The sequence below is a fragment of the Paraburkholderia sp. BCC1884 genome (genome assembly GCF_900996225.1).
Lineage (GTDB): Bacteria > Pseudomonadota > Gammaproteobacteria > Burkholderiales > Burkholderiaceae > Paraburkholderia.
In genome coordinates this window covers 519,497-534,623 of sequence record NZ_CAAJGL010000068.1, presented here as the reverse complement: position 1 = coordinate 534,623, position 15,127 = coordinate 519,497, and the positions used below count along the sequence as shown (strand labels likewise).

2 protein-coding genes are annotated in these 15,127 nt (G+C 65.5%); both read right to left on the bottom strand.

Translation table 11 applies throughout. The features are described from left to right. Positions 1-89: 89 nt before the first annotated feature. The gene (locus FQ705_RS09275) at positions 90-5,117 is read right to left on the bottom strand and encodes a non-ribosomal peptide synthetase (protein ID WP_144140004.1); all 5,028 of its coding nucleotides are present in this window, start codon (positions 5,115-5,117) and stop codon (positions 90-92) included. Positions 5,118-5,181: 64 nt separating this feature from the next. Beyond that, entirely contained in the window at positions 5,182-14,886 is a 9,705-nt protein-coding gene (locus FQ705_RS09270) for a non-ribosomal peptide synthetase (RefSeq protein ID WP_144140001.1), read from the bottom strand. Positions 14,887-15,127 lie beyond the last annotated feature (241 nt).

Genomic DNA, 15,127 nt, shown 5'->3' with positions numbered 1-15,127 from the left:
TAACGGTGTAAGCCGGCGCATCGGATGCGCGGGCCTTTGGAAAATATTTCGTGGTTGATGCGGTCTTTAAGTGAGCTTTTGCGCGTCCTTTAATCGGTGTCGCGTAGCTCCGCGAGCGCCGAGGCCCGTGCGACGAGCCGCGCACCGAGTTGCGCGAAATTCGGCGCGGCGAAGACGTCCGCGATCGAAAGCACGTGGCCAGCACGTTGAGCGGCGTCCACGAAACGCACGACATCGAATGAACTTGCACCTGCTTCGAAGAGATCGTCGTGGTGGGCTGGCGTGTTGCCTTCGAACAGATCGCTCCAGACGCGTTCGAGCGTCGCAGCGTGAACGGTTGCGTCGTCGTGATGGAATGCGTGGGTGGGTTCTGCTTGATCGTTGCGGACGGGTTCGGCCAGCGCGAATCGTGCAGGCGGCGAACCCAGCGACTCATGCGGCGCATTCACGAACTGCTGCGCGACCGCGAGATAGTCGGCCATGAGCGCCGCTACGAATGCGCCGTCGACCAATTCGTCGGCGTAAGAAAATGCACCCGTCACGCGTCCATCGGGATGCTCGACCACATCGAGCTCCAGTTCGAACACCACGCGGTGCCGCACGTCGTTGAAGTCGTCGAGCGTGAGGCCGGCCCAATCGCGTTGCGCCGTGCCGGCGGGACGCAGGTAGTTGAACATCACCGAGAAAAGCGGGTTGCCGGTCTGCGGGCGGCTCGCGCGCATTGCCGCGACGACCTCGGCGAACGGTGTGTCGGCATGCGCGTAGGCAGTGAGCGCGGCATCGCGCACCTCGGCCAGCAAAGCGGCCGGCGTGTGACTGACCGAGAGCCGCGTGCGCACCACGACCGCGTTGATGAAGAGGCCCAGCGCGCGGCGCGCGGCTTCGCCGGTCATCTCGCGCGTCGAGGCGAGCACGCCGATCGGTTGATCCACGGCGCCCGTCATGCGATAAAACGCGACGTTCAATGCCGCGTGCAGCAGCATGGGCAGCGTAGCGTGGACGTCGAGCGCCATCGCACGAGCCCCGCGCACCAGCGTCGGATCGAGATCGAAAGCGAAGCGGCCGGCGCTCCAATCCGGCCGCTCGGCACGCCCCGATGGCGGCGCCGGCAAGACGTGCCGGGGCGCATCGGCAAGCGCCTCGCGCCAGAACGACAGTCGGGCGCGCGGCGCGGCGACCGGCAGGACCAGCTCGCGTTGCAACACCGAGCCCGCATCCGACGACGCCGGCGACGCGCCCCGCACGATCGCCACATACAGCGTGCGGACTTCGTCGAGCCATAGGTCGATCGAGTGTCCGTCCGAGACGATGTGATGCACGACCAGCGACAGCACGTGGTCACACTCGGCCAGACGCAGGACCCGTACGCGCCAGAGCGGTGCATCGTCGAGCAGGTTGAACGGGGCGAGCGCGTCCTCGTCGGTCAGGGCAGTGGCGGCGGCTTCACGAGCAGCGTCGTCTGCCGATTCACCCGATAGATCCATCACCGACAGTTCGAAAGGCGCATGGACCGTCACCCGTTGCCCCGGCAACGCGCCCTCTCGTTCAACGAGTTGCGTGCGCAGCGCCGGATGCCGCGCCGCCGCTTCGGCGAACGCGATACGTAACGCGCTGAGATCGAGCGAGCCACGCAAACGCAGTGCCACGGGAATGTTGTAGGCCGCGCTATCCGGTTGCGCGCGCCACAGAAACCACAAGCTCAATTGCGCCGCGGACAGCGGCATGACGCCCTGCGCATCCGCGACAGTCAGTCGGCTCGACGCGTCGTCCGAAGGCGTCACGGCGCTGTCGGCCGAAACTTCGCTGCGTGCCGAAGCCATCACCCGTTGCGCGTACTGCGCGAGCGTGGGCGCTTCGAAAAGCGTCCGCACCGGCACGTCACGGGCGAGCCGTTCAGCCACCCGCGTCGCTACACGTACCGCCGCCAGCGAGTGACCGCCCAATTCGAAAAAGTGATCGCCACGCCCGACGCGCTCCACGCCCAGCACCTCGCGGAAAATCTGCGCAAGCGCGGTTTCGAGCCCGGCGGCCGGCGCCTGATAGGCGCGCACGATACGCTGCGGCTCCGGCAACGCGGCGCGATCCACCTTGCTGTTGGCATTGCGCGGCAACGCGTCGAGCACGACGATATGCTGGGGCACCATGTAATCGGGCAGCGTATGACGCAGATGTGCGTCGAGTTCGGCAGCGTCGGCACGCGTGCTGCGCCCGCATGCGTCGGCGCTCAGTTCGACATACGCCACGAGTGCGGCCTGTGCGCCCTTGCCGTGCACGATCGCCACGGCTTCGCGCACGTCGTCGTGCGCGGCGAGCTGCGCCTCGATCTCGCCCAATTCGATTCGCAACCCGCGCAACTTCACCTGATGATCGACGCGCCCGATGAAGTCGAACACACCGTCCACGCGACGCTTGACCAGGTCGCCCGTGCGGTAGAGCCGCGCACCCGGTGCGCCGAACGGATCGGGCACGAAGCGCCCGGCCGTCAACGCGGGCCGATCCAGATAGCCGCGCGCGACGCCCACGCCCTCACCACCCAGATACAGCTCGCCGATCACATCCACCGGCAGCGGATTGAGCCGCGCGTCGAGCACATGCGCCGAGCGTGCGCCGACCAGCGTGCCGATCGGCAGATAGGCGCTATCCGCGAGTTTCGTGGGATCGTCGCCGGGGTAGAACATCCAGAGCATCGGCGTGATGACGGTTTCGGTCGGCCCGTAACCGTTGACGATGCGCGCGTTCGGGAACGCACGGCGCATCAGCGCGAACGCTTCGCGGGAGGTGGCTTCGCCACCCACCGTGAGCGACCGCAGGCTCGGCGGCGCACCGTGCGCCAGGGCCCATTCGGCAAGCTGGGTCGCGCAACCGGGCGGCACGTAGGTCATCGTCACGCCTTCGCGCGCCATCATCCGGCAGGTTTGCGCCGGCGGCCACAAGGTATCCGCCGTAATCGCGACGGCGGCGCCCGACATGTATTGCGAGAACCAGCCCTCGTGCGCGCCGTCGAAATTGACGGACTGGAATAGCAGGAACACGTCGTTTTCACCCGCGCCGTAGCGCTCGGCAATCGCCGCGCAATGCAGCGCGAACGAGCCGTGATCGACCACCACGCCCTTCGGTTTGCCGGTCGAGCCGGACGTGTAGATCACATACGCCGCCTGATGTGGCGATACGGCGGGCAACTCAACGTCCGCCGCGACGGAGTCGTCGCGCTGCGCTTCTTCATCGATCAGCCACAGCCGCAGGTCATCGGATGCCGGCAGCGCGGCCACGCTTTCGCTCTCCGTCATCACATGAGTGATTCGCGCATCGTCGAGAATCTGCGCGAGGCGTTCGCGCGGATGGCTCGGGTCGAGCGGCACGAATGCGCCACCCGACTTCAGGGCTGCGATCAGCCCGACGAGTAGATCGACCGAGCGGTTCAGCGCGACGCCGATCCGCATCTCCGCGCTCACGCCGGCCGCGACGAGCCGCTGCGCCAGACGCGTGGATCGTGCGTCCACTTCACCGCGTGTCAACGAGCGATGCAGATCGGCAACGCCGCGTGCCTGCGGCCGCGCGTGTGCATGGTCAGCTATGCGCCGGTGAACAGGCTTAAAAGCGGCGGGCGCGACCGCCGTTTGATTCCATGCGTCGAGTTGCGCGCGTTCGGCGGCAGGCAGCCATTGCAAATCGCCGATCGCCGTGCGGGAAGCGCCCACCGCATGACTCAGCAACTCGACGAATCGGCCTGCAAGACGCGCGATCGCATCTGCCTCGAACAGATCGAGCGCATAAATGAAATACGCGTCGATCGAAGCGTCGTCGCGCTCCTCGAAGCTCAGTGTCAGATCGAACTTGGCGAACGGCGCGCCCGAGGGCAACCCGGTGAGCGTAACCTCGGCCAACGACGGCAACCGCCGATGCGCGCCATAAGCGGCCATTACCTGAAACAGCGGGTGATGACTCGCGCTGCGCACCACGCCGAGCGCGTCCACCACTTGATCGAATGGCACGTCCTGATGCGACTGCGCGTCGATCAGAATTTGTTGCGTTGCGTCGACGAGCGCGGCGAATGGCTGGGTCGGCGCAACGGGTGTCGCGAGCGTCAGCGTGTTGACGAAAAAGCCGACCAGACCGGCCACCTCGGCGCGCTCGCGATTCGCGGCGGGTACGCCGACCTGAATCTGCGCCTCACCCGACGCACGCGCAAGCAACGCATTCAGCGCCGCGAGCAGCACGGCGAATGGCGTGGCGCGCTGTGCCTGGGCGAGCGCTCTGACCTGCTGCGCCAGGCCCTTGTCGATCGAAAACCGATGCCGCGCGCCACGCGCACTGCGTTGTGCCGGACGTGGGGCCGCGCCCGGCAGCATCAACACATCACGGTTCGGATCGAGCCGTGCGCGCCAGAACGCCAATTGGCGCTCGCGCTCGCCCGCGTCGAGCCAGCGTCGCTGCCAGAGGGCGAAATCGGCGTACTGGATCGGCAGCGGTGCGAGCGACACGGCTTCACTCTTCGCATAAGCGCGATAGAACGAGGCCAACTCCGCCAACATCACCTCCGCCGACCAGCCGTCCGACACGATATGGTGCGTCGTCAACGCGAGCCAATGCGTGGTCGCGTCGAGGCGGATCAGATGTGCGCGCAGCAAAGGGCCGAGCGACAGATCGAAGGGTTGCGCTTCGTCAGTTCGAGCCAGCGTTGCGGCGCGGGACTCGCGCTGGTCCGAAGGCAACGCGCTGACGTCGCTCGCGTGCCATGGGCAACGCGACGGCGCATGCACGCTCTGCACGACGCCCTCGGGCGTTTCGGCGAACGTCGTGCGTAGCGACTCGTGGCGTGCGATCAGCGCATCGCACGAGAGGCGCAACGCATTCGCATCGAGCGTGCCGTCAAGTTGCAGGCGTTCGGTGATGTGATACGCAGCCGGTTCGTCGATCATGCGCGCATGCAACCATAGACGCGTTTGCGCGAACGATGCGGCAACGCTCGCCGCGCGCTCGCCGCGCGGCGGAATCGGCAGCACGCGAAAATCGATGCCGGCCGCGTCGAGCTTCGTGAGAAAAGCCTTGCGCTGCGCGTCCGGCAGCAGCGCGAAGCGTGACGCGAGGGAAAGCAGGTCCGGTTTGGCTGTGCTCATGCTGGGTTGTCTCGGTGCGGGTCGGCGAGCCGGCTGTTAAGGGTGATGGCGCGTTGCGAATCGCTCATTGCAGTTCGAACTCACCGAGCAAGGCGTCGATCGCGCTTGCCGTGTCGGCACCGGCGTCGCCACCGCGTTCGGCAAGCGCCCGATCGATCGCCGCCGCGCAGCGTCGTAGCGTGCGTTCGTCGAACACGGTGCGCAGCGGCAGGGTCAGCGTCCAATGCAGATTCGCTTGCGCGTTAGCTTGCGTTGCCAGCAACGAATGGCCGCCGAGCGTGAAGAAGTCGTCGTCACGGCCGATCGTGTCGAGCCGCAGCACGCGCTGCCAGATCGCGGCTAGCGTGTGCTCGGTGTCGGTGGCAGGCGGAATCACACTGGTTTCGCCCGCTGCGCTCCGCTCGGGCGCCGGTAATGCATGGCGGTCGCATTTGCCGTTCGGCGTGACCGGCAGCACATCCATTGCGATCAGGTGAGCCGGCACCATGTACGACGGCAATTGCGTCCGCAAGCCGTCGAGCAGCACCGCCGTATCGATGAGCTGGCCCGCGCCACGCGCCACGTAGCCGATCAACTGCTCGTCGCGCACGATCACCACTGCATCGTGGACGCCCGGCGACGCGCGCAGCAGCGCTTCGATTTCCCCCAGTTCGACGCGCTGCCCACGCAACTTCACTTGCGTATCGATGCGGCCGAGATAGTCGAGCGCACCGTCCGCACGCCGCCTCGCGAGATCGCCGGTTCGATAGAGCCGCGCACCTTGCACGAACGGATCGGGCACGAAGCGCTCTGCGCTCAATGCGGGCCGGCCGAGATAGCCTCGCGCGAGTCCTGCGCCGCCAAGATATAGCTCACCGATTGCCCCTGCCGGTAGCGACTGCAGCGCCGCATCGAGTACGTGCAGTTGCAGATTGGCGATGGGGTGACCGATCGGCACGGCAAGCGCCTCGGCATCCTGCGCGCTGCATGTCCAATGCGAAACGTCGATGGCGGCTTCGGTCGGACCATAGAGGTTATAGAGCTGCGCTTGCGGCAATTGCCGTGCGACGCGTGCCACCAGTTCGGGTGCCAGCGCCTCGCCGCTGGCGACGATCCGCGTGACACTCGTGCAACGCGCGGCGACATGGAAGTCTTCGAGATGCGCGACGAAGGCCGCGAGCATCGACGGCACGAAATGCAGGGTCGTCACCCGATGCGCTTCGATGGCCGCAACCAGACGCGCTGGATCGCGATGATCGCCCGGCGCCGCAATCGCCAGCTTCGCGCCCACCGCGAGCGGCCACACGAATTCCCACACGGACACGTCGAAACCAAACGGCGTCTTATGCAACACGACGTCGTTGACACTGAGTCCATACGCGTCCTGCATCCACGCGATGCGGTTGGCGAGGGCGCGATGCGTGTTACCCGCGCCCTTCGGCTTACCGGTCGAGCCGGACGTATAGATCAGATAGGCCAGTTGCTCCGGCGCAACTTCGGCGGGCGTGGCTAGCGTGACGTTGCCTTCGCGCAATTCGTCGACGTTAAGAATCGGGATTTCGCGGCCCGCGACCGCTTCCGCGACGCGCCCACGCAAATGCGGCTGGGTCAGTACGACTGCCGGCTTGGCATCGGCGAGCAGATAAGCGATTCGGTCAGCCGGATAGTCGGGATCGATCGGCAAATAGGCCGCGCCCGCTTTCAGCACACCGAGTAGCGCGACCACCATGTCAAACGAGCGCTCGACACACAGCGCCACTGCCGTGTCCGCCCGCACGCCGTGTTCGATCAACGCAGCAGCGAGGCGATCGGCATTGGCGTCGAGTTCGCCATACGTCATGTGTTGCGTATGCCCTTGCGGGTCTGCGAATTCAAGCGCGATCGCTTCGGGCGACGCCGACGCCCGCTCTTCGAACTGCCGGTGCAACGCCTGTTGCTGCGTCTGCGGCCAGGCATGTTCGGTCGCGTTGTAGCGAGCCAAAGCGGCGAGATCGTCGGCGGTAGCGATCGAAATCGTACCGAGCGGAGCATCCGGGTTGGCGATCAGACCCGCAAGGCATGCAGCGAACGCGCGATGCAATGCGGCCACTCGCGCATCGTCGATCTGCGCGGCATCGTAACCGTAGTCGATGGTGATCGTTGCGCCCGCTTCGATCACGAGAGTCATCACGAAATCGGTCGCTTCGATATTGCGAAGATCACGCAGCTTCAGCGCGCGTTCATCGCGTCCCCGCCATACTTCGTCGACCGGATAGTTTTCGAACACCACCAGCGTATCGAACAGCGCGCCGCCACCGTGCCCGGCCCATTGCTGGATTTCGGATAGCGGCGTATGCGCGTGCTCGGCAGCCGCAGCGTTATCGCGCTGTAAATCGTGCAGCCACGCTGCGGCCTTCGACTGCGGCAGCGGCGCCGTAATCACCGGCAGCGTGTTGATGAAGAGACCGAGCACGGTCTCGACATCGGGCAAGGCATCGGGACGGCCGGCAACGGTCGCACCGAACGTAACTGCCGTGTGATGCGTCATGCGCTGCAGAGCAAGTGCCCACGCGCCCTGCACCAGCGTATTGACGGTGAGCTTCAGACGACGCGCCGTTTCGCTCAGACGCGTGGTGAGCTCCGCATCGAAGGATTCGCGTCGCGTCAGATGCCGAGTCGTGGCCGCGTCCCGAACATCCCGCTGGGCGACCAGCGTCGGCTCGTCCAGACGCGCAAGACGTTGCATCCAGAAAACGCGTTCGGCCTGGGCATCGCGCCCGGCGAGCCACGCGATGAAGTCGCGATAACGTGCTTTGGCAGGCGCGGCGAACGGTTGCGGGCGAGGTGGCTCCATGTAATCGCGCAGCACGTCGGCAAAGAAACGTGCGGTGCTCCAGCCATCCAGCAGCAAGTGATGGCGAGTCCAGACGAGACGCCATGTGTCGTCCGTGACGCGGATCAGCGCGATGCGCATCAGCGGTGGCGACGTGAGATCGAAACCGCGTGCGCGGTCGGCGGCGAGCCAGCCTTCGAACTCATCCAGTGCAGCTTCACCCCACTCGCGCCAGTCGAGAAGCTCTACCGGCATGCGTGCCTGGCGATGCACGATCTGCATCGGCGTGGCCTCCTCCGGCGTGAAACTCGTGCGCAAGATGTCATGACGCGGCATAGCGGCCTCGAATGCACGGCGTAACCGCTCGATATCCGGGTCGATCAGCGTCGCGACCAACTGATTCACATAGGTCGATTGTTCAGGCGCGAACAGCGAGTGAAACAGAATGCCCTGCTGCATCGGCGCGAGCGGATACATGTCGTCGATGGTGCGCAAGTCGAACGGCATGCGTTCCACGGCGGCTTGCGTCAGACCACCTGCCTGGGCGAGCGGATAGTCGCCCGGCGTCGCCGAGCCGCCTCGTTGCGCGAGACGCTCGGCGCAGGCGCCAGTCATTTCCGCGAGCGCGGTTTCAAAGCGTTGCGCTAACGCTTCAACCGTAGCGCGCTCGAACTGCGTCCCGGCATAGACCCAATGCACTTTGAGCGTGCGCGTGGCGTCGCTATCGATATAGGCGTGAATGGCCAAGGCGTTGCCAATCGGGCCACACGGATCGCGTTCGCAGCCCGCTCCGCCGAAGCGCGGTACCAGCGCGGCTTCGCGCGGCGCGTCGAACTGGCCGAGATAGTTGAAGGTCACGCGCGGACGCGGCACGCTGGCGAGCGTTGCACGCGTCGCGGCGTCGCCATAGTGGCGCAGCACGCCGAAACCCAGACCTTTGTTGGGCACTGAGCGCAAGCTCTCCTTGACCGCACAAAGCGTGGCGGAAGGCGTAGTGTCCAGCGAGAAGCGCACCGGATAGTGGCTGGTCAGCCAGCCGGGCGTACGACTCGCGTCGAGTTCGTCGAACAGTGCCTCGCGACCGTGTCCTTCGAGTTCGAGGCGGCAAGTCGGCATACCCAGCGATTGCACGAGCGCGGCAATCAGCAGTTCGATCGTCTGGGTACGGTATGCGGCATTGGCTTGCGTCAGCGCGGCGCGGGTCAGGTCGGCATCGACGGTCTGGACGACGGTTTGCGCATCCGCGTTGGTGGCGTGCGCGTGTGGGCGGTCGAGCGGCAGATCGTCGTAGGGCGCGGCGAGCGCGCGCCAATAAGTCAGTTCGGTGGCGAACGGCGCACTTGCGCCGCTGTCGAGCGCGGCCCGCGCGAGTCGCTTCGCCCAGTCCGGCGCGCTCGCTCCCGTCGACATAAACCGTACGCTGCGGCGCTCGCACGCCGCACGATAGGCGTGGTCGAGATCGTCGAGCAGCACGCGCCACGACACGCCGTCGACGATCAGATGGTGGATCGCCAGATAGAGCTTTGTCGTGCCGTCGGGCAGCATCGCGGCCAGCGTGCAGGCCAGAGGACCGCGCGCCAGATCGAGTGTGCATTGCAGCGCGTCGAACTGCGCGAGTGCATCGCTTGGGTCGCGCGCGGAGGTAGCGGCGAGCGGCAAGGTCTCGAACGCGCGGGCGGCCAGCGTGAGTGCCCATTCCCCTCGCGGCCCGTTCTGCACGAAGCGGTGACGGAATATCTCGTGGTGCGTCAGCAGCGCTTCGAAGGCACGGGCAAAGGCGTCGTAGTCGAACGGCGCTTGCGTATCGAGTTCGATGGATTGATTCCAGTGCCCACGTTGCGCAATGTCCAGTGCAAAAAATCGCAGTTGCGCGGGCAGAAGCGTGGCGGCTGGTTCCGTTTCTCGGGACACCATCCGCGTTTTCGCTTGAGTGGCCGGAACCGGTGCCGATGCATCGACGGTCGTCGCGACACGAGCGAGTTGCGCGAGCGTCGGCGCGTCGAATAGTTGCTTCGGTGTGAATCGCACTCCGCGTTTGCGTGAACGCGCGATCACTTGCAGCACCAGAATCGAGTCGCCGCCAAGTTCGAAGAAGTTGTCTTCACGGCCAACGCGCCCGGCTTTGAGCACGTCCTGCCAGACTGCGGCCAGCGCCTCTTCGATTGCGCCATGGGGAGCGTCACCCGACGGCGCGACAGGCGCAGGCGCGGCGGCCAACGCTCGCAACGCGGCGCGATCGACCTTGCCGTTCGCGGTCACCGGCAGCGCGCCGACCTGCTGCAAAACGGCCGGCACCATGTAATCCGGCAGTCGCGCGCTCAGCGCCGCGCGCATAGCGGTTTCTTCGAACCGTGCGCCGTGCGCCAAGGCAACGAACGATGCGAGGCGCAAGCGCCCTTCGTGTTCGATCGCCAGCGTTTCGGCTTGCGTCACGCCATCGAGCGTACGTAGTGCCGCACTGACTTCGCCGGGTTCGACGCGATAGCCGCGAATCTTGACCTGATCGTCCAGACGTCCAAGAAAGTCCAGTCGATGGTCGGCGCGCAACCTGACGCGATCGCCAGTTCGATAGAGACGCTCGCCAGGCGCGAACGGATGCGGCACGAAACGTTCGGCAGTCGCCGATGCGCGCCTCTGGTAACCGCGCGCGAGGCCAGGTCCGCCGAGGTAGAGTTCACCGATGCCGCCCGGCGGCACACTCGAACCGTGCCGATCGAACACGCATGCGTAGGCATTGGGCAATGGAAGACCAAGCGGCACTGCTTGCGCCGCGTTGCGATTCGAAGCGTTTTGAGCACGCAGCGCTGCCTGCGCGGGCGCGGACGTATCGCACGTCAACGCGCCAACGGTCGCTTCGGTCGGACCATAGTGATTGATCACACGGCACGCAGGTTTGAGCGCGCCAATCCGCTCGACTAGCGACCACGGCAAGGCTTCGCCGCCAGTCACGAGTGCGTGGGCGGGCAGAACGTCGGCGGGGTGCTGCGCATCGAGCAGCGCCTGCAAGTGGCTCGGTACGATCTTCAGGATGCCCACCTCCCGCGAACGCATCTCCTGAGAAAAGCGATCGGGATCGAAGGCACACTGCGCGGGCAACAGATGCAAGGTGCGGCCCGAGCAGAGCGCACCGAACAGCGTCGTGTGACCGAGGTCGGCGGCGACCGTGGAGACCATCGCCATCGACGCCTGCGGGGCGAACGCCAGTTCGTCCAGCATGCCCGCGACGTAATCGGCCAGCGCGCGATGCGAGATCACCACGCCCTTGGGTATGCCGGTCGATCCCGAGGTGAAAATCAGATATGCGGCTTGATCCGGCGAGCGTACCGGCGCAATGCGTTCGGCTTCATCGCTCGTGTCTGCCGGCAGCGAGGCCTGCGTCAACGTGTCGAAATCGATCACGATGGCCGTGCCTACGGTGTCCGCCGCTTGCGCATTCGCCGCGGTGACGATCCATGGCGCACCGCAAGCATCGACAGCAACGGCCAGGCGCTCCTGCGGCGCAGCCGGGTCGAGCGGCACGACGTAAGCGCCGGACTTCATCACGCCCATCAGCGCAACGGCAAATCGCGCCGAACGTTCGATGCACACCGCCACCGCCTGCTCCGCACCGACGCCACGTTGCCGCAGGCCGCGTGCGATGCGATCAGACGCGTCGTCGAGTTCGGCATAGGTCAGGCGCGTGTCGGCGTCGGCCAGCGCCACTTTCTGCGGATTGTCCCGCGCATGTCGCGCAAAGAGCGCGAGCACATTGTCGGCTGCCGGTTCGAGCATGCGTCCATGGCGCGCCGCGCGATAGCCGACGCTATCCGCGCAGTCCAGTTCACCGATCGCGCGCTGCGGATGGCTCACCGCGTCGGCGACGAGCGCGGCGTAGCTGCGTAACCACGCGTAGGCCGTCGACTCATCGATGCCGTCCTGCGCATAAGCCACGACCAGTTCGATGCCGCGCGCGTCATCGGTGAAATCGAGCGCGAAATCGAAGCGCGCCGCGAGATCGAGACCCGGCGACATCTGTACCGACGCCCCCGGCAATTCCGCCGACAAGGCCAGATCGAACTGTTGCGCGAACTTGAGCTTGAGCCATGCATCGCCGCGTCGCACCGGCGGGCTGACGGCGTCGAGCACCTGATCGAAAGGCACGTCCTGATGAGCGAAGGCATCGAGCGCGGAGCGACGCACACTGCCATGCAAGGTCGCAAAAGATTGATCGGGCGAGACGCGCGCGCGCAATGCCAGCGTGTTGAGAAAGAGACCTAACAACGGGGCGGTTTCAGCGCGTTGCCGATGCGCAACCGGCGCGGCCACCACGATGTCGGTGGCTCCCGTCAGTCGATAAAGCCACGCGTCGAAGGCAGCCAGCAGCACGGTGAAAGACGAACCTTGCGCGCGGCGCGCCGTGTCGCGCACGGCCTCGGAAAGTGCGACCGGCAGACGCAGTGAGAGGCGGCCGCCGCGATAGTCGTGTTCGCGCGAGCGGAGCCGGTCAAGCGGCAAGGCTGGCGATTCCGGTGCGTCGCGCAAGGCGTCGCGCCAGTAAGCAAGCTGGCGCTCGCCCTCGCCCGCCGCGAGGCAGTCACGCTGCCATTGCGCGTAATCCGCATATTGCAGCGTCAACTCGGGCAGTTGCGCCGTGGTCCGCGTTGCAAGCGCGGTGTAGATCGTCCGCAACTCGTCAAAGGCGCAGCGCGAACTCCAGCCATCGCTGATCGAATGATGCGTGGTCAGCAGGAAGCGCTGCGTATCGTTCGTGAGCGCGACTAAAGCGGCCCGCACCAACGGGCCATTCGACAGATCGAAAGGCGCGCCGACCTGCAGACCGGTCAATTCCGCGAGTCGCGTTGTGCGTTGGGCATCACTGCCTTCGCGTAGATCGATCAGACTTAACGTCACTGGCAACCGCGCATGAATGCGCTGCATGACGAGGCCATCATCGGATTCGACCAACGTGGTCCGCCACGCTTGGTGCCGTTCGATCAAAGTATCGAGCGCGCTTTGCAAGATGACGATATCCAGAGCGCCCCGCACATCCCATTGCACGGCAACGTGATACGCCGCGCCCGCGTCCTGAGTGTGTGCGAGCACCCAGAAACGCTGCTGTGCGAACGACGCCGCGCGATCGACAAACGGCGTGTCGCCTTTACTTGGCAAAACGACGATGGGCAACGCGTTCTCCGTCGCCTCGCGCTCGCTGCCGTCGATCAGGTTGGCCAACGTTTCCAGCGGTTGATCGTCGAACAACACATCGAGCCTGAGGTTCACGCGCCACTCGATGCGAATCGCAGCTTGTAGTTGCATCGCCGCGAGCGAGTCGCCGCCGCGGACGAAGAAACGATCGGCGCAGCCCATCGGTGCGGAGTCGTTCAGCAACGTTTGCCAGAGCCGGGCGAGGCGCGTTTCGGTCGGCGTTCGCGGCGCAATATGAATGTCGTCGACGACAACGGGCGATGCGGCAACCCGCTCGCGTAACGCCGCGCGATCGAGCTTACCGTTCATCGTATAAGGCAGGCGCTCGAACCGCGCCAGACGATGCGGCAGCCACGCTTGCGGCAAATGCGCGGCAAGATGCGTCTGCAACGCGTTATCGTCGGTGGCTTCACGCAATACGACGCAAGCGATCAATTGCGTTCTGCCTTGAGCCGTATCGGCCAGCACGCCCGCGTCGGCGACGGCTGGATGCGTGAGCAGACACGCCGCGACTTCGCCCGGTTCTACGCGCACGCCACGCACCTGCACCTGATCGTCGAGACGGCCGAGATAATCGAACGAACCATCGGTCCGCTCGCGCGCCAGGTCACCCGTGGAATAGATGCGCTCGCCGGGTTCGCCGTCCGCGTCCGGCAAAAAACGTTCGGCGGTCAGCGCCGGACGACCGTGGTAGCCGCGTGCCAGGCACACGCCACCTAGCAGCAACTCGCCTGCCTCCCCCGCTTGCTGCGCATTCGCGACCCGCGCCACGCGGCGTCCGATCGGCCAGCCGATCGGCAGCGAGGCAAAGCCGTTGCCTGCTTCGAGCGGCGCGGTCGTATCAGGATCGACTGGCCACAGCATCGGCGAGATCACGGCCTCGGTCGGTCCATAACCGTTGACGAGACGCAGCGACGGAAACACTCGTCGAATCTCATCGAAGCTGTCCTGCGACATCGCCTCGCCGCCGAACAGCAGCGTGCGTAACGAAGGCGGCACGCCAAGACGTGCGCAAACGTTCGCGAACTCGCGCAAATAGGCCGGCGGAATCGTCGTATTTGTAATGCCTTCGCGCAGCATGAAAGCATGCGTGGCCTCGGGGGAAAAGGGCGGCGGATCGCTGATCACGACGCTGCCACCGACCGCGAGCGGCACCAGCCACGCTTCGATCGACACGTCGAAATTCACCGACGCGAAATGCAGCACGCGATCGCTCGCGTGGATCGGCAAGCACTCGGCGAGCGCCGCGCCATGCGCGGCAAGCGGACCGTGTTCGACGGCGACGGCTTTCGGCGTGCCGGTCGAACCGGACGTATAGATCATGTACGCGGCAGCGCGCGGATGAGCCAACACATCCTCCTCATCAACACGCATCGCCCCGTTATCCGTCGCAACAGCGGCAGCAACGTCGAAGCATCGTGCGAAGCGCGCCCGCATCGCGGCATCGGCAGAACCGTCGACAATGCCATGCACGAGACCCGCATCACGCGTCACCCAATCGAGGCGCGCAGCAGGATGACGCGGATCGAGCGCGACGAACACGCCGCCCGCTTTCAACACGGCCAGCAATGCGACGAAAAGATCACACGAGCGCGCCACGCAGACGCCGACTCGTACCTCGTCGCTCACACCCGCCCCCTTCAGTTGCGCAGCGAGCCGTGCCGCACGATAGTCCAGTTCACCGCGCGTCAATCGCACGGTGTGCGGCGTGAACGATGCTAGCGCGGGCGCATCGGGGTCGAGTCGCGCCATCGCGCGAATCTGGTGGTGCAAGGCAATCGGGAAGCTCGTCATGGGCATCGAATCCGTTAGAACTGACCGCTTGGGTCGAGTCGCGGGCCGCAATGGGCCGCTTCACTGGTGTGACGAACCGCGCCCGCGAATTTTTACCGCACGTTACGTATTATTCGGAGTGCATTGTTTTTTGACGGGGATGGGGAAGACCCCGCAAGTCAACGGTAAATGTTTGGCTTGCCCATCCGTCTATCAAAACGAGGGGCGCGTCTTTGCGTCCCGCTGAACGACCGCGTGACTG